The organism is Mucilaginibacter sp. SG564, from assembly GCF_013149275.1.
Lineage (GTDB): Bacteria > Bacteroidota > Bacteroidia > Sphingobacteriales > Sphingobacteriaceae > Mucilaginibacter.
In genome coordinates, this window is record NZ_JABGNA010000008.1 from 33,464 (window position 1) to 55,741 (window position 22,278).

The window sequence follows — 22,278 nt, forward strand, 5'->3', positions numbered from 1 at the left end:
ATGGATGAAAAAACAATTATGAAAAGCGAAGTAGCCGAATTAAAAAAAACACCGAAAAAGAAGGTGATCAAATGCGTGGTATGGGATCTTGACCATACCATATGGCATGGCATTCTTTTGGAAGGCGACCGGCTTGAATTGCGCCAGGGCATTGTTGATATCATTAAAACATTGGATAGCTGGGGCATCATCAATTCCATCGCCAGTAAAAACAACCCTGAGGATGCTATTCATATGCTGGAAAGCTTCGGTATCAGGGAGTACTTTTTGTATCCGCAAATTGGCTGGGGCTTAAAATCAAATGCGATCGGTAAAATAAAAGAAAAGCTGAACATCGGCATGGATGCCATTGCATTTATAGACGACCAGCCTTTTGAAAGAGATGAAGTATCCTTTGTTTATGATCAGGTTACCTGCCTTGACATTGATCAAATCGATAACATTCCTGAGATGTTTAAACCTCGTTTTATCACTGAAGAATCGGCCTTGCGTCGTAAAATGTATCAGGATGATGATATCCGTAACCAGGAAGAGCAGGAGATTGGTAACAATCGGCAGTTTTTAGAATCCTTACAGCTTGATTTTCTGATCCAACCGGCATCAATAAACGACTTGCGGAGAGTGGAGGAGCTCACCCTGCGCACCAATCAGTTAAATGCCACGGGTTATGCCTATACCTATGACGAACTGGAGCAATTGATCAAGTCGGCAAATCATCATCTTTTTGTGGCCGAACTGACAGACAAATATGGCTCATACGGCAAAATAGGCGTAGCCATGGTAGCCTGTGAAAATGATATATGGACGTTGAAATTACTACTGATGTCGTGCAGGGTAATGTCAAGGGGCGTAGGTGGTGTATTGTTAAACTACATCATGAACCTGGCTAAAGAAAACGAAAAAAAATTACACGCTGAGTTTTTACCAACCGACAGGAACCGGCTGATGTACGTTACCTACAAGTTTGCAGGATTTGCAGAAGCGGGAAAGCTGGAGAATGGTGGTGTGCTGTTGGTGCATCCTTTAACTGATTTTATCGCATACCCCGAGTATATAAAAGTTACCATAGGAAAATGAAAGATATCGCGATCATAGGCATTTCAGGAAGGTTTCCGGAAGCCAATAATTTAACTGAGTTTCGGCAAAATCTGATTCAGGGGAAGGACAGCGTACGGCTGATCTCTTTTGAAAGAAAATCGGCTACCTCCCTCGCTTTAAACAAAGCGTTTATGGGAATTGGCTTTATAGAAGATATAGATAAATTCGATCATAAGTTTTTCAATATCTCTAAAGGCGAAGCTGAAAATATGGACCCACACCAGCGCATACTGATGGAGGTTGTTTATGAAGCCATGGAAAGTGCCGGTTATGATATTGACTTTTTTAATGGCTCGGAAACCGCTGTGTTCATAGGAGACACTGTACAGGACTATTATCAACTGGCTGAGCGCTTTGATCCCACATTGGTAACCGGAACAACCAGCGCCACTACCGCAGGCAGGATATCCCGTTTCTTTAATTTAAGAGGCAGTGCTGCCATGGTGGATACGGCCTGTTCATCCTCTCTGGTGGCTGTGCACATGGCTTGCAATGAGCTTTTTATGGGCGATGCAGATTATGCTTTGGCATGCGGTGTACGGTTTATTTTATTCCCTGATGAAAAAAACGGAACTGTTGATCTGGGAATCATGTCGGCCGATGGTAAAACCAGGAGCTTTTCGGCTGATGCAGATGGCTCCGGAGCGGGCGAAGCTGTAGGTTGTGTGTTATTAAAACCGCTTGATAAAGCACTGATAGATAATGATATTATTTATGCCGTTATCAAAGGATCAGCAGTGAACCAGGATGCGCAGCTATCCGGAAGTTTGACTGCTCCCAGCAGCCAGGCCCAGGCCGAGGTTATTCAAAAAGCATGGAAAAAAAGCAAGGTCGATCCGGCTACGATCACCTATATAGAAGCCCATGGTAGTGGTACCAAATTGGGCGATCCCATTGAAATTGCCGGGATAGACCAGGCATTCAAAGGCATTACCGGCAACAAACATTTTTGTGCAGTATCTTCTATTAAAAGCAATATTGGGCATACCGGTGGAGCCGCCGGTATTTCTGGTTTAATCAAGGCGGTATTATCCCTTCAATATCAGGAACTATATCCCTCGGTTCATTTTGAAAAACCCAACCCATTTATCGATTTTAAAAACTCGGTTACCTATATTAATACCGGCTATAAAACCTGGGATGCTCCATTTCCGAGAAAAGTGGGTGTAAGTTCCTTCGGCCTTAGCGGAACCAATTGTCATGTATTGTTAGAGGAGGCACCAGCTATTCATTTAAAAAATAATCTTCCCGGAGAGCTTCTTTTCAATTTCTCGGCAAAGTCGGCCAGTAGTTTAAATACTTATCTGGAAGCCTTTTCAAAATATATGATCCAAAATGAGGATAAGGCTTTAGCCGATATCAGTTATACGCTGAATACGGGGCGCAAACATTATCAACACCGCGTTTCTATACTTGCTTCTTCACGGGAAGAATTAGTCCGAAAAATTAAAACGCGGCCGGAAATCATCACGGCCAAACCGCTAAAAAAATTGATCTTTATATTCTCCGGTGACTCTATCATAAGTGATCTGCTTTTAACAACCCTGTCAAACAATCATCCCGAATTAAATAGATACATTAAGGAATGTGCAGTACACTACACCGTCGCAAATGCTGCTATCAACCGGTTTGTACTTCAATATGCATTGTTCCGGTTTTTAGAAAAAATGGGAATAACCACCGAGAATTTGTTAGGCATTGGAACAGGGGATCTGGTAGTAGCAACCATTTTGAATGAACTATCGCTGGAAGATGCCATCAAACAATGCACTGATGATGAACCGCTGGCCAATGACATGGATAAAAGACTCATCAGTCTGGTTGAAAGGGAGACAGAGGACGGTAAAGTAGCATTTGTTGAATTAGGTCCAATAGGTGCTTTATCGGGAGGTTTGCTTCAGTTAAATTATCCGGATAAAGAATTTCTTTACTCCGTTATTCATCTGGAAAACTCCCCGCTCGAAATCATACAAGCGCTGTATTTATTGCAATTCCCTATCAACTGGACTACCTTTTACACTCCATCAAATAGCAAGAAAGTGGCCTTGCCTTCTTATCATTTTGAAAAAATAAGGTGTTGGTTAAAAGAACCTTTAAAACCGGAAAATTTTGATTCTCTTGATGTGCCAAAACATATTTCTGAAACAGAACCTGAAACCACCATCAACATCCAGAAAAATCAGGCTGTTATTCACGAGGGATGGTCGGCTATGGAGAAACGGATTGCAGCTATCTGGATAGATGCCTTAAAACTGGAAGAGCTTTCCCTGGATGACGATTTCTTTAAACTGGGTGGCCATTCTTTAATGGCAACTAAAGTTATTTCCATCATTGAAAAAGAGTTTGGAATTAAGCTGGTATTTAAAGATATTTTCACTTTTGCTACTGTAAAGAGCCTGGCCAAGGGTGTAGAAGAGCTCATAGCTAATGGTACGCAAAAGGCGTCTTATCAGGAAATACAACCCGCCCCTGTACAGGCTTATTATCCTTTATCCGAAGCACAACTACGCTTATGGCTGATAGCCCAGATGAGTGAGGATACAACGGCCTATAATTTGCCAACTGCGCTGATGCTCGAAGGCCAACTTGATGTGGATCGATTAGAAAATGCTTTCCGTACATTGATCAGCCGACACGAAAGCATGCGAACCAGCTTTCACGAGGAAAATGCCCAGCCTGTACAAATGGTGCATCAGGAAGTTACCTTCTCTATACAAACGGTCACGGGCAGCGGAGATCTGAATGAAGCATTCAAAGCGTTTCTTCAACCATTTGATCTGACACAAGCGCCCTTGCTTCGGGTCGGTCTGTTAACCATTAAACCCAACAAGTATTTATTGCTGCTGGATATTCATCACATTATTTCAGATGGTGTTTCATCCGCCGTTATCACCTCTGAATTGGTGAAGCTTTATCACCATGAGGAACTCCCGGAATTGAAGATCCAATACAAGGATTTTGTGGTATGGCAGCAGGAATTATTTGCAAACGGTTTTATGCGGCAGCATGAGCAGTTTTGGCTGCAACAGTTTGCTACAGGAGTGCCAGTATTAGAATTACAAACCGACAAACCCCGGCCAGCTACCCAATCCTTTAACGGTGATAAATTACTTTTCGAACTTTCTGCCGATGAGGTAAAAAACATCCAGACCATGTCGTCCGCAGCAGGTGTAACGCCATTTATGTTTTTACTGGCGGTTTATAATATCCTGCTATATAAATACACGTATCAGGAAGATATTGTGGTAGGTTCGCCTATTGCCGGCCGCTCACATAATGGCCTGGACAATGTTGTAGGCATGTTTGTAAATACCCTGGTATTAAGAAATAACCCGGCCAAAGAAAAAACATTTGTACAGTTTCTGGATGAGGTAAAAACCGGCGCATTAAATGCGTATGAGCATCAGGATTATCCTTTTGTTTTATTGGTTGAGAAACTGAACCTGAAAAAAGACCCTTCACGAAATTCATTATTCGATGTGATGTTCGTACTTCAGAATATTGCTTCACCAGAGATCAGACTGGATAAGGTAACCATCACCGACCACCCCATCAATACCGGGATAGCGCAATTTGATCTGCTGATGGAAATCAATGAAAGCAGAGACAATTGGCCCGTAAAAATTGAATATAACACTGCGCTGTTTGAGGCAGAAAGTATTTTGCTGATGAAAGAAAGATTCATCGCCTTATTGCATAGTGTTTTTGCAGGCCCTGATAAAACAATTGATGAACTATCTGTTAAAATAGCCGCTGATATGGTTAGCGAGCCTGATGATCTGGATATTTCGTTCAATTTTTAAATGAATTTAAAAAAGCCCCCTAACGCCATCTACCGAAATGAATAACGATAACGCCCTCCAACATAAAATTGCAATTGATTATTGGCTGGAAAAAACCGGACGATATGAACCTTCAGAAATTGCAGCTACAACAATGCTTGGCTCCACTCAGGCCAGACATTTTCAGTCGTTCATACTTCCCGGGGAAACAGCTGCTATCTTAAAAAAAATAAGTAACGATAAGGATGCCGGAATCTATGTGTTTTTACTTGCTGCATTAAATATTCTTATTCATCAATATACAGATGCTGCACATGTGCTGATAGCAAGCCCGGCGCCTGTATTGGCAGGTGAGTCAGCGATAATAGCCCCGTTGTTTTTAGAGACGAACATTGATGCAAAGGCCGATATCAGGCATTTACTTTCTACTTTACAAAAGGAACTAAAAGAAGCCAACCATCATAAAATATATCCCTTTGAAAAGTTCAAAGAAAAATTCAGCATCAATAACGGCTCAACATCTTCATTGTTTAATTGTTCGTTTACTTATATCCCTTTTACCGGTAAAAATGAATTTGAAGAACAATCAAGGCTTTCCTTTGCTATTGACAAAACGGGCGAATCATTTGAAATAAAGATCGGATACACTGGTAATTATGCTGATTGGTTTATTTCCCAACTGGGCAATCATCTGATGCATATTGTGTTTTTTATAGCCAACAATCCCACAGAAGAAATAGCCGTAGTTCCGCTTTTATCTACAGATGAAAGGCGAAATATTCTAAAAACGTTCAATAGTACCGAGGTCGAATTTGCAGAGAGGGATATGTCTGTTATAGAAATGTTTGAAAAACAGGTATTGCAAAATCCGGAGCAAACAGCAATTCGGTTCAACGGAACTGAGATATCCTATCAAGGATTGCAATCACGGTCATTACAGCTGGCCAAGCTATTAAGGGACAACGGCATTCAAACCAATAACGTAGTAGCATTGATCTGCAACCGGTCGGAACATATGATCACCGGAATGCTGGGTGTGTTAAAAGCGGGTGCTGCTTATTTACCTATTGATGCAGATATTCCCGATGAACGCATTGATTATATTTTGAAAGATAGCTCCGCTCAAACCATCCTGACCACCAAAGACGTGCTGGCCTCAAAACCCCAGTTATTTGTCGATCATGCAAATAAGATCATTCTGTTGGATGATATAGCCGGCTCAACAGCTGTTGCTGATTTTAGTATAAAAAATACGCCCGACGATCGGGCGTACATCATCTACACATCAGGCTCAACCGGCAGGCCGAAAGGCATTACTATTTTGCACAAGGGCTTTGTTAACCTGGTGCTGGCATTCAAAAACTTATATGCCACCGGCTTTAATACAAATGACCGCTGCCTTGCCCTGGCCAATATTGCCTTTGACGCAAGCGTGGGCGAGATCTATATGGCCTTAACAAGCGGATCAACACTGGTTATCCTGGATACGGAATATCTTTTTGATACCACCAAACTGGCCACTTTTATTGTACAGGAAAACATTACGTTTGCTTATGTACCTCCTGTATTATTAAAAGATCTTCATCGTGATTTAAAGCCCTTTGGTTCTGCAATTAAACTCAATAAATTATTTGTTGGCGTTGAAGCCATTAAGGATACTTTGCTTTATGATTACTGTACATTAATAAAGGACATTGATATTGTTAATGCCTACGGGCCAACAGAAACAACCGTTATCTGCAGCGCATTAAATTATAAACCACAAATCCCTGTAGGTGAAAATGTTTCTATCGGAACTCCCATTCCCAATTACCGGATATACATATTGAATAATGCCCTTGAACCCCTTCCGGCAGGGGTACCGGGGGAGGTGTGTGTTGCAGGGGATGGCGTATCGCACGGTTATCTAAATAACAGTGAATTAAATACGCTCAAATTTATAGATGATCCTTTTCACAAGGGCGAAAAAATGTTTAAAACCGGCGATTTAGCTAAATGGACGCCGGAAGGCAATATCATTTTTATTGGCCGAAAAGATAACCAGGTCAAGATACGCGGCTATCGGGTAGAACTTGGCGAAATAGAATCTGTTCTGGTAAACCATCCCCAAATAAAAGAAGCTGTTGTATGCGCCTTTGACGATGAGATGGGAAGCAAATATTTATGCGCCTATTTTGTGCCATTATCAGAAGTCGCGACATCCGAACTTCGAAGTTATTTATCAAAACTGTTACCCGAGTATATGGTGCCTCCCCGGTTTGTGGCCATTGAACAGATTCCCGTTACCGCCAATGGAAAAACCGACAGGAGAAAACTACCCCGCCCGGAAAGTGTGGAAAAAGTTATTGGGGCCCATGACTTATCCTCCAACGAGACAGAAGAGAAACTGGTATCCATATGGCAAGAACTGTTAAATGTTCGCCGAATTGGTGTGCATGAAAACTTTTTTGAATTAGGTGGTCATTCCTTGAAAGTGGCCAGGCTTATTTCCATTATTCTGCAGGAGTTTCATGTAGAAGTTCCCTTCAGGCAAATATTTACCTGTGGGTCCATCAAACGCCTCGCCGCATATATTGAAAAAGCAGAAAGATCGGTTCAATTTCAGATCCATCAGGCTCCGGTGTCAGATCGCTATCCTGCCTCATCGGCTCAAAGAAGATTATACCTGAGTTATCTTTTAAATAAAGAAGTAACCAATTACAATATGCCCCTGGCATTCGAGTTTAAGGGTACTGTTGATGTAAACAAGCTTGAAAAAGTTTTTAAAGAGATCATCGAACACCAGGAAGCATTCAGAACCAGCTTTACGGTTATTGATGGGGTTGTTGTTCAGGAAATATACAAAGAAGTTCCGTTTGAACTATCAGTCATACAAGCCGTTGATAACAATCCTGAGCGGCAGATACTCAATCTGATCCGTCACTTTGATTTGAGCCATGCGCCACTGTTAAGGGTATTTTTTATACAGAAAGCGGTTGACGAGTTCGTTCTGCTTATGGATATGCACCATATCATATCCGATGGCATGTCCATAGGCTTGTTTTTAACTGAATTTGCTAATGTGCACCGAGGACAATCGTTGTCGCCATTAAAAATTCAATATAAAGATTACGCATACTGGCTTGACCAGTACCGGAAAACATCGGCCTTTGAACAGCAAAAAAATTACTGGCTTAATACTTTTGCCGACAAGCAGAAATCTGCCGAATTTCCTTCCGACTATCCGCGGCCAAACGAACCAACGTTTGATGGGGAAAATGTTTTCTTTACTATTGATAAAGTCAAGGTATCTACTTTGCGAAAAACGGCTAATGACCAGGCAAGCACGCTTTTTCTGCTAACTTTTGCCGCGTATAAAATACTGCTGTATAAATATTCCGGACAAAAGAATATAATAGTGGGCACACCCGTTGCCGGACGCGTACATCCTGATCTTGATAGCATCATTGGCATGTTTGTGAACCCCCTTCCGATAAGAAACCAGTTAGAGCCGGAATGGTCATTCGCTGATTTATTGCTTCAGCTTAAAGACAGCTTTTTTAAGGCCCTGGATAATCAGTTATATCCTTTGGAGGAAATAATAGAAAGTATTGAGGCAGAAAGAACGCCTAACCGAAATCCCCTTTTTGATACCCTGTTTGCCTATCAGAACATTGGCTTGGAGGAACTACAAATGCCCGGATTTATTGTAAAGGCCCTAAATATCAATAATAGCGGCGCCAAGTTTGATCTTTCCGTAGAGGTACAGGAAGCCGGTGACGAATTGATAGTGGCTTTTAACTTTTCCAAAGACCTGTTTAAAAGATCAACCATCGAACAAATGGGCAGGCATTATCTTCATATTTTAACAGAAGCAGTCCAGTCGCCCGGAAAATCTATTGGCAGCATTTGTTTAATGGATAACAGTGACCAAAAGCATCTGTTATCTGCAATTAACAACACGCAAAAGGCGGTTACCTACCATACCATTCATCAAATGTTTGAAGAACAGGCTGCCATAGTACCAGATGCTATCGCCGTTTCTTGTAATGGTTATACCTCCTCATATACGGAGTTAAATAAAAAATCAAATGAGTTGGCCGTTATTTTAATAAACAGCGGTTTACAAAAAGGAGACGTGGTTGCCGTGCTTGCAACACGAAATGAGCAATTGATCATTAACCTACTGGCCATATTAAAGGCCGGTGGCGTGTACTTACCGGTTGATCCCAACTATCCACTTGAACGTATAGCTTTTGTGCTGGAAGACACTGCCTGCGCTTATCTTTTGCAAACCACGGATATTACCGAACCTGTAGCCGCACTGATCGCAAAAAAACAAATCAGGATAATAGATCCAAATACAAAACTGATCAGTAAAAATCCTGAATTGCCTAAGGTTTCTGCAAATGACCATGCCTATATCATCTACACCTCTGGATCAACCGGAAAACCCAAAGGCGTTATGATTGACCATGGTTCCATCGTAAACTATATCAGCTGGGCCAATTCATATTATCTGAAAGGACAACCTGGCGCTATGCCTTTGTTTACTTCCCTTTCATTTGATCTTACCTTAACCTCGATATTTATGCCCTTGAGCACCGGTAATGAAATTGTGATTTACAACGGGGGGGAAGAAGGCTTACTGATTGAAAAGGTCATTGCCGATAACCGGGTTGATGTTATAAAACTCACCCCCGCGCATTTAAATATCCTGAACAATATAGAACCTTTTCCCAGGCAACCTAATAACAGGCTCAGAGCATTGATAGTGGGCGGCGAGACTCTGGATAGCCGGATATCTGCAGATATCTATCAAAAGTTCGGCGGTGAAATCACCCTCTTTAACGAATACGGGCCAACCGAAGCCACAGTGGGCTGTATGATCTATCCATTTGATCCGCAAGATCCATTTACAACGGTACCTATCGGTAAACCTATTGATAATACCAGGATCTATCTGCTGGATAATGACAACCAGCTTTGCCCACCGGGCATCATGGGCGAGATATGTATTGCTGGTGCAGGCCTGGCTACCGGTTATTCGAATCAGCCGGAACTCACTGACCAAAAATTCTGTACCGTAGCCTCGCTTTCAAATGAACGGATATACAGATCCGGGGATATGGGCAAGTGGCAGCCCGATGGTAATATGATCTTTTATGGACGCAAGGATGAACAGCTGAAAATTAACGGCTACCGCATAGAACCGGGCGAAATAGAAGTCATACTGCTTGATCACCCGGACATCAAAGAAGCAGTAACCGCTGTTATAGAAAGTAAGTCCGGAACCCAAGCTTTAGCAGCTTATTTTACATCCCCCCAATCCATTAATGTTGTTGAGCTAAAAGCATTTTTAACAGCCCGGTTGCCTTCATTCATGATACCGGCCTATTTGATCCAAATGGATCGCTTTTCGCTCACCAATAACGGCAAAATCGATAAAAAGGCATTGCCACAGCCAATTGCATCAGTTACAGATGCAGCTATGGTTGCCCCCGAAAGTGAAATGGAAGAAGCACTATTGAAGATATGGAAAGATGTGCTGGAAGTAGATGAAATGGGCATAACTCAAAATTTCTTTGAATCAGGCGGACATTCCTTAAAGGCGCTGGTACTGGTTTCACGGATACAAAAGGCATTTCATATAGAGGTTTCCTTAAAAGATGTTTTCAATAACCCCACAGTAAAAACGTTGGCTGGATATCTAAGCAGCGCATCGGGCTTACGGTTCATTTCGATTAACCCAATAGCCAAACAGCCACATTACCCTCTTTCATCAGCCCAGAAAAGGATCTTTGTGATGAGCCATTTTCAGGGAGCTGAAACAAGCTATAACATGTACGCCGCATTTTGGGTTGAGGGTGACCTTAATGTGCAAAAACTGGAACATAGTTTTCAAATCCTAGTAAACAGGCACGAAACTTTAAGAACCTCATTCCGTATGGTGAATGATGAACCGGTGCAAATTGTGCATGACGAGATTGTTTTTCGGTTAAAGTATATGCAAGGTATTGAAGAAGATGCTGAAGAATTGGTCAAAAGCTTCATCAGGAAATTTGAGCTTGACCAGGCTCCCTTATTCCGGGCGCAGGTAGTTAAAGTATCTGACGACAGACATCTGGTGATGTTTGATATGCACCATATTATTGCTGATGGGGTTTCATTAGATATCTTTTTCAGCGAATTATGGCAGATATATTATGGCCACCAATTTCCTGAACTTATTATACAATATAAAGACTATGCAGCTTGGCAGCAATCATTTTTTAATACCGCTGCTATTGAACAACAAAAACATTTCTGGAAGAAGCAATTTGAAGGTGCCCTGCCTCAGTTGGATCTGCCTGCTGATTTCCCCCGTCCATTAGTTCAAACCTTTGAAGGAAGGAACTATCAGTTTGACCTTGATATCAATACCGTAGGGCGCATATCTGCTTTTATCAGCGAAAAAAAGGTTACCCTTAATATGTTTATGCTTGCGGTATATAATATTCTGCTTTCAAAATATACCTCGCAGGAAGATATCATTGTTGGTTCTCCGGTAGCGGGTCGTACCCATGCCGATCTGGAACCACTGATGGGTATGTTTGTAAACACATTGGCACTCAGAAATTACCCTGAAGCCGAAAAAAAATTTGAAACATTCCTTAACGATGTAAAAGAAAATGCGCTGGCTGCCTATGAAAACCAGGATTATCCATTTGAGGAGCTGGTTGAATCTCTTCAATTGAAAAGAGACACCAGCCGCAACCCATTATTTGATACCATGTTTTTATTTATGGGCCCTAAACCAGAGCCCGAAGAGCAGGAATTAAAGTTTAGTGCTTATCCGTTAAATGTTGCCGTTGCCAAATTTGATCTTACATTTGAAACTATTCAACTACAGGAAAATATCCGGTTCCTGATTAATTATAATACCGCCTTGTTTACCGCAGCCCATATACAGCGATTGGCCGTACACTTTATCAATATTATAAATCAGGTTTTAGTAAACCCGGAAATTCCTTTACAGCAGATTCGTTTGCCTGATCAACAAGAGACACGGGTATTAACCCAATTCGGCGGCATCGCCGGTAAAAGTACACCCCAAACCATTCATGGCTTGTGGAGTGATCAGGTATTGCGATATAAAACACGCATTGCCATAGAAACAGCTAATGAGCATTTAACATTTGAAGAACTGGATCAGCGGGCTTCGGCATTAGCCGCTCATTTGCAAAATACTTATACCATAAAAGCAGGCAGCAAAGTGGCCGTTATGTTACAACGGACATTAAACCTGCCGGTAACCTTGCTGGCCATACTAAAAGCAGGGGGCGCTTATATTCCAATTGACCCATTTTTTCCGCAACAACGCATCAATTATATCCTTGATAACAGTGAGTGCAGTTTGATCGTTACTGATCAGCAATCGGATTATGATATACCCGTATTTAACACTCTTAAAGAAAAAGTAGAGGCAGGTCATTTTCAGATCAACGATGTTGCGATCACCTCTTCGGATCTGGCTTATATAACCTATACTTCGGGTTCAACGGGCGCTCCAAAAGGAGTGATGATAGAACAAGGCAATGTGGTTTCGTTTACACAAAATCTTGAACCCGTTTTCGGGATAATACCTGGTGATAAAATTCTGGCTGTTACCAATATCACTTTTGATATTGCTGTACTGGAAATATTATGCAGCTTGCTTGCAGGGGTAAGCGTGGTGCTTGCAGATGATATGGAGGTTAACGATTTTGAAAAGATAGGCCACCTGATCAAACAGCAGCAAATAAATGTGTTACAATTAACTCCTTCCCGTTTTTTACTCTTGCAGCATACCCTCGGGACTGGATTTATATCGGGCATTAAAACTTTGTTAATTGGCGGCGAGGCTATGCCTATGGAGCTATTCCAAACGCTGAAAAACTTTGATAAAACCCGGATATTCAATGTTTACGGTCCTACAGAAACCTGTATCTGGAGCACCGCGGCAGAAATAATAAACGATAGGATCACCATTGGTAAACCTTTGGTCGACGAACAGATCCTCATTTTAAGCCCACATGGCAATCTGCAACCCATAAATATCCCGGGAGAGATATGCATTTCGGGCCCGGGTGTTGGGCGGGGTTATTTTAATAATGAAGGGCTAACTGCTGAAAAGTTTTTCAGGGATCCGCGGTTTTCGGCTGATCGGATTTATAAAACAGGAGATCTGGGCCGGTGGTTACCGGATGGCCGTATCGAGTATATAGGACGGATGGATAACCAGGTAAAATTAAGAGGCTATCGTGTTGAGTTAGGTGAGATTGAAAATACCTTACTCAAATTGGAGGGAGTTAAAATGGCAGCCGCTATTTTGACCGAAGCCAACAGGGAAAAGCAACTGGTTGTTTTCTATAATGCCGACAAAGAGCATCATAACGCAGAATTAAAGGCTTTCCTTGCCAACTACCTGCCCAATTATATGATACCCGACTTTTGTATTCATCTGCCTGCTATACCTCTTACAAGCAGCGGTAAGATAGATAGAAAAGCATTAGAGTCATTGGCCCCAAATCAATTTATGCCCGTACGCATCTATGAAGAGGCGATTGGCGCTATTCAAAAAAGCCTGGTAAGCATTTGGGAAGACGTTTTAAATGTGGATCGTATCGGAGTATCTGATAATTTTTTTGAACTGGGTGGCAATTCTATTAAACTGATCCAGGTATTAAACAAGGTTAAACGGGAATTAAATATTGATCTTCCCCTGGCAACTGCTTTTAAATATGCCTCTGTAAAAGAACTGGCGGAACACATCCGGGTAAGCGAAGCTCTCGACAAAATGGAAGAGGAATTGCCTTATTCTGTAATAAACCCTGGATGCCAACAGATTATCTTTTGCTTCCCGCCATTTATTGGGTATTCTTTTTTATATACTGTTCTTGCAGACTACCTGCCAGACTATACGCTATGCTGTTTTCATTTTATAGAACGCGACGACAGAATGGAACAATATCTTCAAATAATGAATGAACTGCAGCCCAATCAACCTTTTGTTTTACTGGGTTATTCCGTAGGCGGTAATTTTGCTTTTGAAGTAGCTAAATACCTGGAAACAAAAGAACTGGAAGTATCAGACCTGATTTTAATTGATAGCTATAAACGATGGGATGCGGATAATAAAACAGATGAGGAACTGAAAAGTTCAGCCGATCTGCAAATGCAGAATATTGATCTGTCGATGTTTGGGATAGATGGAGAATATCTTAAAACGATTCGGGAAAGAGCGCTGGACAAAATGTTTAATTATTCGAAATTCATGAACGATAAAATGGATGAAGGATTGATCAACACACGGATCCATCAGGTCAAGTGTGAGGAAACGCTTGATACCGCCTCCAAAAACAGGAACTGGGAAGACAGTACTCATAATGGTTATTTAATTTATCAGGGTAAAGGAGCGCACCCTGTAATGTTGAACCCCGACTATGTATCTGCCAATGCAGCACATCTTCAGGAAATAATGCAGTTGGTTCGGTTAGAGTATAAATATTGAGCAGAAAAATAACAGTGGCCTGCTCCCTGGTTTGGGATAATCAGGTCGCTTTACAACCCTTTGTACATAACCATGGTGATGCAAGATCAAATGCGTTACGAATACGTAACAGTGAAATAATTTAAGATTATAAGATACCGACAATTAGGGGAATATATGCGCAGAGGCTCTTTCTGTTAAGCAGTTCGTTCATACGGTAAATATAATTAAGATCTCAGATCACTACTCTAAAAGTTAAATTGATGCGTGCCTTCATTGGTTTAATTGATTTAGCGATACGATGTTCCCATTGTTCCTGTAAACCGGCTTTCATCAGCAGGAAAGAGCCATGCTCCAGCCTTACGGAATAATGCTCGGCATGATCTGTCTTGTTTCGGATGTCAAAGCTGCGCACCTGCCCGAAACTTACGGAGGCAATAATAGGATGCTTTCCTAAAACGCTTTCCCGGTCGCTATGCCAGGCTACGGAATCATTACCATCGCGATAATAATTTAACAACACACTGTTAAACTGAATGCCAGCTAATGGTTCGACTAATGATTTAATATAACGGAGCTCCGGTGTCCAGGGATTGGGATTGGAAATTCTCCCTGATACCGAATAATCAGTACCTACATCCCCATGCCAGGAAGTTAACCTAGGTGTGAGATACTCCTTATCCCACATTTTTTGCCTACTTTGCTTCCAGGGTATTTCCGTAATGAACTTTTGCAGCAGTTCGTCGCTGGCGATCGGATCAATAAACCCTGCCCTGTATTCCAATAATTCATCAGGCAGCCCCTTACTCTGACCTGCCTCAGTAAAAAAACTCAACTGTTCCATAAAACCCCATACTGTATTAAATAGATTTGCCGGATTGCTATCTGCGTTCTTTGACGATCAATCCATGGTTATCATAAGGCCTGGTGAGCCTGTTTCTCTAATAAATTCTACCCAGGAACCATTGTCATAAGTCATATATAAATGATACATCAGGATCGTATTGACACATGGCATATTCGAAAAGGGCATGACCGACTGATCAGGCTGTCGTTTTCGGGTAATCCGGGCATTCATAAAACAAATATAAAAGTTTTCTATGAAATGCTAAAAATATTAGCATAGCTTTGTTGTTCCAAATTACAGGATATGTACGTCGCGAAAAAAGAGCTGATCGAAAGGCTGCAGAAAGATATTTTGCAATGGGAAGGTTATAAACCGCCATCGGTGGGAGCGGGCGATCTGGTCGGTTTGGGTCCCGTCGAAGCGGCCTTTCCCAATGGTGTGTTCCCAATGGGGGCGGTGCATGAGTTAGTTTGCGGCAGCAGCGAGCAGGCCGCGGCTGGAGGTGGTTTAGTGACGGGTATTTTATCCGTTCTGCTGAGGCAGGGCGGGGTGAGTGTCTGGATCGGCAGGGCCAGGCATTTGTTCGCGCCTGCGCTGACGATCTTCGGCGTAGAACCAGACCGTGTCATCTTTATCAGTCTGACTAAAGATAAGGAGGCGCTTTGGGTGATGGAAGAAGCGTTGAAATGTTCAGGACTGAAAGCGGTGATCTGTGAGGTTCGCGAATTGAACTTCAAGCAGTCGCGGCGGTTGCAGCTGGCGGTGGAACAAAGCCGGGTATCGGGTTTTGTGCTGCGTAATGCCGCCGATCAATTGGGTTCAACAGCCTGTGCTGCACGCTGGCGGGTGAAGCCCCTGCCCAGCGCTGATTTGAATGGCTTGCCCGGCGTGGGTTTTTTGCGTTGGCGGGTAGAACTTTTAAAAGTACGTAATGGGCAAACTGGAAGCTGGGTACTGGAATGGAAAAACGGGCGATTTAATACAATTGAAGAAAATATGGTTTTAGCAGAAAGGCAGGTGGGGTGAGCGATGCAAAAACGTTTTATGGCAATCTGGTTCCGGCATTTACTGACGGACTGGTTGGCGCTCCGTCGGCCTGAGTTAAAAGAATTGCCCTTCGTATTGGTTACGCCGGTCAAGAACCGGATGGTTATTACCGGGGTCAGTCCTTTGGCGGAGCAACAAGGTGCTTTCCGGGGCATGGCGGTAGCGGACGCGCGGGCCGCGGTTCCTGAGTTGTTGGCCGTTGATGACACTCCCGGGAAAGCCGCTAAATTATTACGACTGCTGGGTTTATGGTGTATTCGTTATACACCCATCGTTTCTGTTGATCTGCCGGACGGATTACTACTGGATATTTCAGGCTGTACCCATCTTTGGGAAGATGAACGTGGTTACCTGAAAGAGGTGATTTTGAAACTGCGCAATGCGGGCTTTGATGCGCGTGCGGCAATTGCCGACACGGCCGGTGCAGCCTGGGCTGTATCGCGGTTTGCACGGGTTTCACCAATCGTTCTGTCCGAAATGCAGGGAAGAGCGATAGCTGGTTTGCCTTCCGCAGCATTACGATTAGAGCCTGAAATATTGGAACGGCTGCAAAAATTAGGTTTCCGTACCATCGGACCCTTACTGGACTTGCCGGTTTCGGCTTTGAGGCGGCGTTTTGGAAAAAGTTTGTTGTTAAGATTGGATCAGGCCCTGGGCAGGGCAGATGAATACCTGAATCCGTTGGTGCCACCAGTACCTTATGTCGAACGGCTACCTTGCCTGGAGCCGATCCGTAACGCGTCGGGTATTGAGATCGCTATCGAAAAATTATTGACCGAGATCTGTCAGCGCCTAAAGGCGGAAGGTAAAGGCGTGCGCAAGGCCGTGCTGAAGTGTGTCCGGGTTGATGGTAAAATGGTTCAAACGGATATCAGTACAAACCGTGGCTCGCACAGCGTTTCGCATTTGTTAAAACTGTTTCAGCTGCAGGTCGCCAGGATTGAGCCGGCCTTGGGAATCGAGCTGTTTGTGCTGGAGGTACCTCAAGTAGAAGAAATGGATGCCCCGCAAGAGCAGCTCTGGGCTTTGGATAAAGGCCTGGCAGATACGGCATTGGTGGAATTGCTTGACCGGGTAGCTTGCCGAATAGGTGCGCAGGCCATCCAGCGATTTTTACCTGCGGAACATTACTGGCCGGAACGCTCCGTCAGATTAGCCACCTCCATAACCGAAGAGCCGCAAATCGCCTGGCCCAGGCAAATGCGGCCCATGCGCTTACTGACGCCACCCGAAATGATTGAGGTGATGGCGCTGGTGCCGGACAATCCTCCCAAATGGTTTATTCATAAAGGCAAAAGGCATAGTATCACCAAAGCCGATGGCCCGGAACGGATAGGGAGGGAATGGTGGCAGGACAGCGGAGAGCACCGGGATTATTATGTGGTAGAAGACAGTGAAGGGCAGCGTTACTGGCTGTTCCGCTCGGGACATTATGATGGTGGTGATGCGCAATGGTATTTACATGGCTATTTTGCTTAAAATGAATAAACATGATTTATGCGGAATTACAGGTTACCTCGAATTTTAGCTTCCTGCGCGGAGGTTCGCACCCGCATGAATTGATAGAACAGGCAGCAGTTCTAGGCTATTCGGCTATCGCGGTTACCGACCGGAACTCATTGGCTGGCATCGTTCGGGCGCATGTGGCGGCGAAAGCAGCCGGTATCCGTTTTATTCCCGCCAGTCGGCTGGATTTGATGGATGGCGCCAGTTTACTGGCTTATCCCACTGATATAGCAGCTTACGGCCGGTTGTCTGCATTATTAACATTGGGCAACCTGCGGACAGAAAAAGGACAATGTGAATTGTATAAAGCTGATATCTATCAATACCGTGAGGGTATTTTATGGGTGGTGGTACCACCGGACAGCTTAAATAGTAATTTTGAACTGGATGCCGGCTTTCTGGCTGATTTGTCAGAATACAGGAAACATTTTGGTGGATCCCTGTATTTGGCCGCTTCTTTTAATTACCAGGGGCAGGATGCCAAACGGCTATTCCGACTGGCGGAAACAGGTGTACCCCTGGTGGCTACCGGTGATGTGTTTTATCATACTCCGGCGCGGCGGGAGTTACAGGATGTGTTGACTTGCATCCGCAAAAAATGTACTATCCATACAGCAGGCTTTAAATTGTATCCCAATGCAGAGCGCTTTTTGAAGGAAAAGCAAGAAATCACCCGCTTATTCCGGGTTTATCCACAGGCGCTGGAAAATACCCGTGTGATCTCGGATGCCTGCAATTTTTCATTGGATGAACTCAAATATATCACGCCGGAGGACCAGGTAGTAGAAGGGCTAAGTTCACAACAGCGGCTGGCTAAACTGACCTGGGACGGCGCTAAAGAACGGTTTGGGGAACCTGTTCCTGAAAAACATAGACAACAGATCGCGTTTGAACTAGACTTTATTGAGAAACGCCGGCTGGCCTGGTATTTCCTGCGCGTGTATCATTACACCCAGGAAGCAGAAGATCTGGGTATCCTACACCAGGGACGAGGTTCGGCCGCGAATTCTACGGTTTGTTTTTGTTTGGGTATTACAGCGGTAAATCCGGCCAAATCCCGCTTACTGTTCTCCCGTTTTATGTCGGATGCGCGTGATGAATGGCCCGATATCGATGTAGACTTTGAGCATGAACGGCGGGAAGAAATTATCCAGTTTATCTATAACGATTACGGGCGGGACCGGGCAGCTATCGTAGCGACGGTTACGCAGGAAAGACATAAGGGCGCCATACGCGATGTGGGGAAAGCCATGGGCTTATCGGAGGATACCATCAAACGTATTGGCGGAACGATCTGGAGTTTCAGCGAAGAAGGTTTTGATGAAAACCGGCTTCGTGAGCAGGGACTGAACCCCAAAGATCCACTGATACTGAAAGTATTGCAGCTTACTAGTGAACTGATTGGCTTTCCCCGGCAATTAGGCCAGCATACAGGTGGGTTTGTGATCACTGAAGGACGTTTATCTGACCTTTGTCCTGTCCTCAATGCCCGGATGGAGAACAGGACGCAAGTGGAATGGAACAAAGATGATCTGGAGGACCTGCAGATCCTGAAGGTTGATGTGTTGGGTTTGGGGATGCTGACTATGATCCGTAAGGCATTTGACCTGGTATTAAAGCATTACAGCCGTAAACTTACTTTAGCTAACGTACCACAGGATGATCCCCTGGTTTACGATATGATCTGCCGGGCAGATACGATTGGCGTGTTTCAGATCGAAAGCCGTGCGCAGATGTCTATGCTTCCCCGCCTTAAGCCGCGGGAGTTCTATGACCTGGTGATCGAAGTCGCCATCGTGCGGCCTGGGCCTATTCAAGGCGATATGGTGCATCCATACCTGCGGCGGCGTAACAAAGAAGAGTTACCAGAATATCCTAAACCAGAATTGGAAGAAATTTTAAAACGTACGCTGGGTGTTCCGCTTTTTCAGGAGCAGGCGATGGAGATAGCCATTGTAGCCGGAGGTTTTACGCCAGCCGAGGCTGATCAGCTGCGTCGTAGTATGGCTTCTTTTAAAGCCAATGGCAAGCTGCATTTATATGAAAAGAAATTGGTGGAGGGTATGATGGCGAGGGGCTACGAAGAGGATTTCTCTCGGAGGATATTTAAGCAGCTGCAGGGCTTTGAAGGGTATGGTTTTCCTGAAAGTCATGCTGCTTCCTTCGCTTTGTTAGTTTATATCTCCTCCTGGTTGAAGTGTTATTACCCGGACGTATTTTGCGCGGCGCTACTCAATAGCCAACCGATGGGGTTTTATCAACCGGCGCAGATTGTACAGGATGCCCGCAATCATCAGGTGCAGGTCTTACCCGTAGATATCAACTTTTCCGAATGGGATAATACCCTGGAAAGTAAGGGTAGTAAATACCATGCCGTTCGTCTGGGTTTCAGACAGGTTAAAGGATTACGGGAAGAGGATATGATGTTATTGGTAGGTATGCGTAAAGCGGGTTACCGGCATGTTGACCAATTACGGGCGGTGGGTGTGCCGGAAGCCGCTTTGGAAAAACTGGCCGACGCCGATGCATTCCGCTCCATTGGCGCAGACCGCCGTATGGCACTTTGGGAAGTATCTGCCCTGGCTGACCGGCCTGTTGGCTTATTTGATGGGCAGGTTTCAGAAACAGCGATGGAGGATAAAGTTCCCTTACCGCTGCTGACACGCGGGGAACATGTGGTGCAGGATTATATTTCGACAGGACTTTCCTTAAAACATCATCCGGTAGGGTTATTGCGGAAACAGTTAAGCAATCTGCATAATGTAAGAATAAGGGATTTGGTGCGGTATAAAGACGGTGATTTTGTACGACTCGCAGGATTAATTACCGTTCGGCAAAGGCCGGGAACAGCTAAGGGTATACTGTTTATGACACTTGAAGATGAAACGGGCTCGGCTAACCTGGTGGTCTGGCAGACGTTGTTTGATCAATATCGTAAGGAGATCATCCAGTCTAAATTATTAATGGTGGCGGGTAAACTCCAAATAGCTGATGGGGTAACTCACCTGGTTGTACGCCAATGTTTTAATCTCACTATCTTGTTGCGTAGTTTAACCGAAATCGATCTGCCGCAAACCCTGATGCGTAGTGACGAGACTACCCAGCCTATCAATTATGATGGGCGCTCCAAGGCTCCGGCGATAACTACCGAAGGTGCTTTTCATAAAGGTCGAAATTTTCATTAAACCGGAAAAGGTGAGCATTTATAAATACGCTGTTCTATACAACTGTTGACGATAACTTCCGAAGAGTGCCGGACCTTGGGAGTTCCCGTATCGATTAGCTGTTATTATTTGTAACTATACTGATTGGCTGCAAGTGATTGAAGTATAAGTAATGTGTTTGCGCGAGTGAATGCACCTATGAGCGGGAATACTTTGAACACCTAGCCTCTGTATGAAAGGGTGCCCGGTTAAAGGCACCCTTATCATTTTGTAATTTACTTTTTTGTAGCCTTTAACCGTAGCTCATAGATGTACTTACCCGGCTGATTTATTTTAGTGTTAAATCTGATATTTAGTTTAACAGGTTGTTTATTCCAGGTACCATAAGGAATTTGACCCGGAGGATTCCAATTTTTACTGTCGGCAGTATCGATTGAGGCAATGTATTTATCATATATGCGGTAATAGCAGTTCAATCCATTGCTTTGTGAATCCCAATAGACATCAGGAAATCTTGTTTGCGCATAATCATATAATACCGCGGTATCGGTTACCGTTGTTTTATAAGCAAATGTTGATAGGGTTTTTAAAAAGCTGTTACCGCTGGGCCTTCTTTCCAATGCAGCGCCCGGGAAAACGGCCCCATTTTTATCCAGAACTTTTAAAACTATCTGATTTGGGCTCGCCGCAACTCTTTTAATATTAAGTGTAATGGTTGTTGATTGTCCTTTGTCTGCATCAATCCATTGATCGTCATATGCAAATCGTATACCTGTTTCACTATTTGCAGGCAGGGCAATAAAATAAGGTGTATTCACATATTCATATTGTACAATAGGATTGAGAATCACCTTGCATACCCCCATATAAGTTTTAGTACCATGCGGGTTTTCAATTTTTATATCAATCAGGTATTGACCCGGAGGCACGTTCTCTGTTGCTTGTGTAAACAGGAATTGTCCACTTTTTTCCAAAACAGAGAATGGAACTTTCTTTTCAAAGGCCCTTTTTTTGTTGATCAGATCTAAGGTTGTGTCAGTTATCGGATCATAAGCTGTTTTCCAAACAGGTACATCGTATTCCTTAAAAAAGGTTTCTTCTCTTGCACCCGTGGTCATATTACGTACGTTTAATAAAGTGATTTTAAAAGGCGGAGTAGAGTTATCTGGTATTATTCCGTTTGAAATGAGGAATACGCCCTGGTTAACTACAAGAGGGTCAGCAGAATAGCGCACATTGTCACTTAAAAAACCAGGGGCTGTTTTTTTACAGCTTAATATACCGGCTACCGCAAACAGTACCAGGTTTAATAGTTTTATATATTTCTTCATTATATTTAAGAAT

8 protein-coding genes are annotated in these 22,278 nt (G+C 43.6%); 6 read left to right on the top strand and 2 right to left on the bottom strand.

From position 1 onward, the window contains the following. Genes FHW89_RS18620 through FHW89_RS18630 form a run of 3 tightly spaced genes read left to right on the top strand, consistent with a single transcriptional unit; the run spans window position 1 to window position 14,391 of the window. Window positions 1-1,077: an HAD family hydrolase gene (locus tag FHW89_RS18620; protein WP_216650623.1), complete on the top strand. Its 1,077-nt coding sequence runs from the start codon at window positions 1-3 to the stop codon at window positions 1,075-1,077. After that, complete coding sequence (locus FHW89_RS18625) at window positions 1,074-4,901, top strand: condensation domain-containing protein (RefSeq protein WP_172336564.1); 3,828 nt, start codon at window positions 1,074-1,076, stop codon at window positions 4,899-4,901. Before FHW89_RS18620 ends, FHW89_RS18625 begins: the two co-directional genes overlap by 4 nt. 37 nt (window positions 4,902-4,938) lie before the next feature. Continuing rightward, window positions 4,939-14,391, top strand: a complete 9,453-nt coding sequence (locus FHW89_RS18630) for a non-ribosomal peptide synthetase (RefSeq protein WP_172336565.1) — start codon at window positions 4,939-4,941, stop codon at window positions 14,389-14,391. A gap of 214 nt (window positions 14,392-14,605) precedes the next feature. Here FHW89_RS18630 and FHW89_RS18635 read toward each other — a convergent pair whose 3' ends face one another. Beyond that, the gene (locus FHW89_RS18635; protein ID WP_172336566.1) at window positions 14,606-15,214 is read right to left on the bottom strand and encodes an alpha-ketoglutarate-dependent dioxygenase AlkB; all 609 of its coding nucleotides are present in this window, start codon (window positions 15,212-15,214) and stop codon (window positions 14,606-14,608) included. A 306-nt stretch (window positions 15,215-15,520) separates the two neighbouring features. On the opposite strand from FHW89_RS18635, the gene FHW89_RS18640 reads away from it, so the two are divergent. From FHW89_RS18640 to FHW89_RS18650, 3 genes are read left to right on the top strand one after another with little or no spacing between them, the layout of a single operon-like run. Beyond that, window positions 15,521-16,243: an ImuA family protein gene (locus FHW89_RS18640; RefSeq protein WP_172336567.1), complete on the top strand. Its 723-nt coding sequence runs from the start codon at window positions 15,521-15,523 to the stop codon at window positions 16,241-16,243. A gap of 18 nt (window positions 16,244-16,261) precedes the next feature. Then, complete coding sequence (locus FHW89_RS18645; protein ID WP_371742469.1) at window positions 16,262-17,743, top strand: DNA polymerase Y family protein; 1,482 nt, start codon at window positions 16,262-16,264, stop codon at window positions 17,741-17,743. An 11-nt stretch (window positions 17,744-17,754) separates the two neighbouring features. Further along, on the top strand, window positions 17,755-20,955 hold the full coding sequence (locus FHW89_RS18650) for an error-prone DNA polymerase (RefSeq protein WP_172336569.1): 3,201 nt from the start codon (window positions 17,755-17,757) through the stop codon (window positions 20,953-20,955). Between the two features lie 254 nt (window positions 20,956-21,209). On the opposite strand, the gene FHW89_RS18655 is transcribed toward FHW89_RS18650, so the two are convergent. After that, on the bottom strand, window positions 21,210-22,265 hold the full coding sequence (locus FHW89_RS18655; RefSeq protein ID WP_172336570.1) for a DUF5007 domain-containing protein: 1,056 nt from the start codon (window positions 22,263-22,265) through the stop codon (window positions 21,210-21,212). Window positions 22,266-22,278 lie beyond the last annotated feature (13 nt).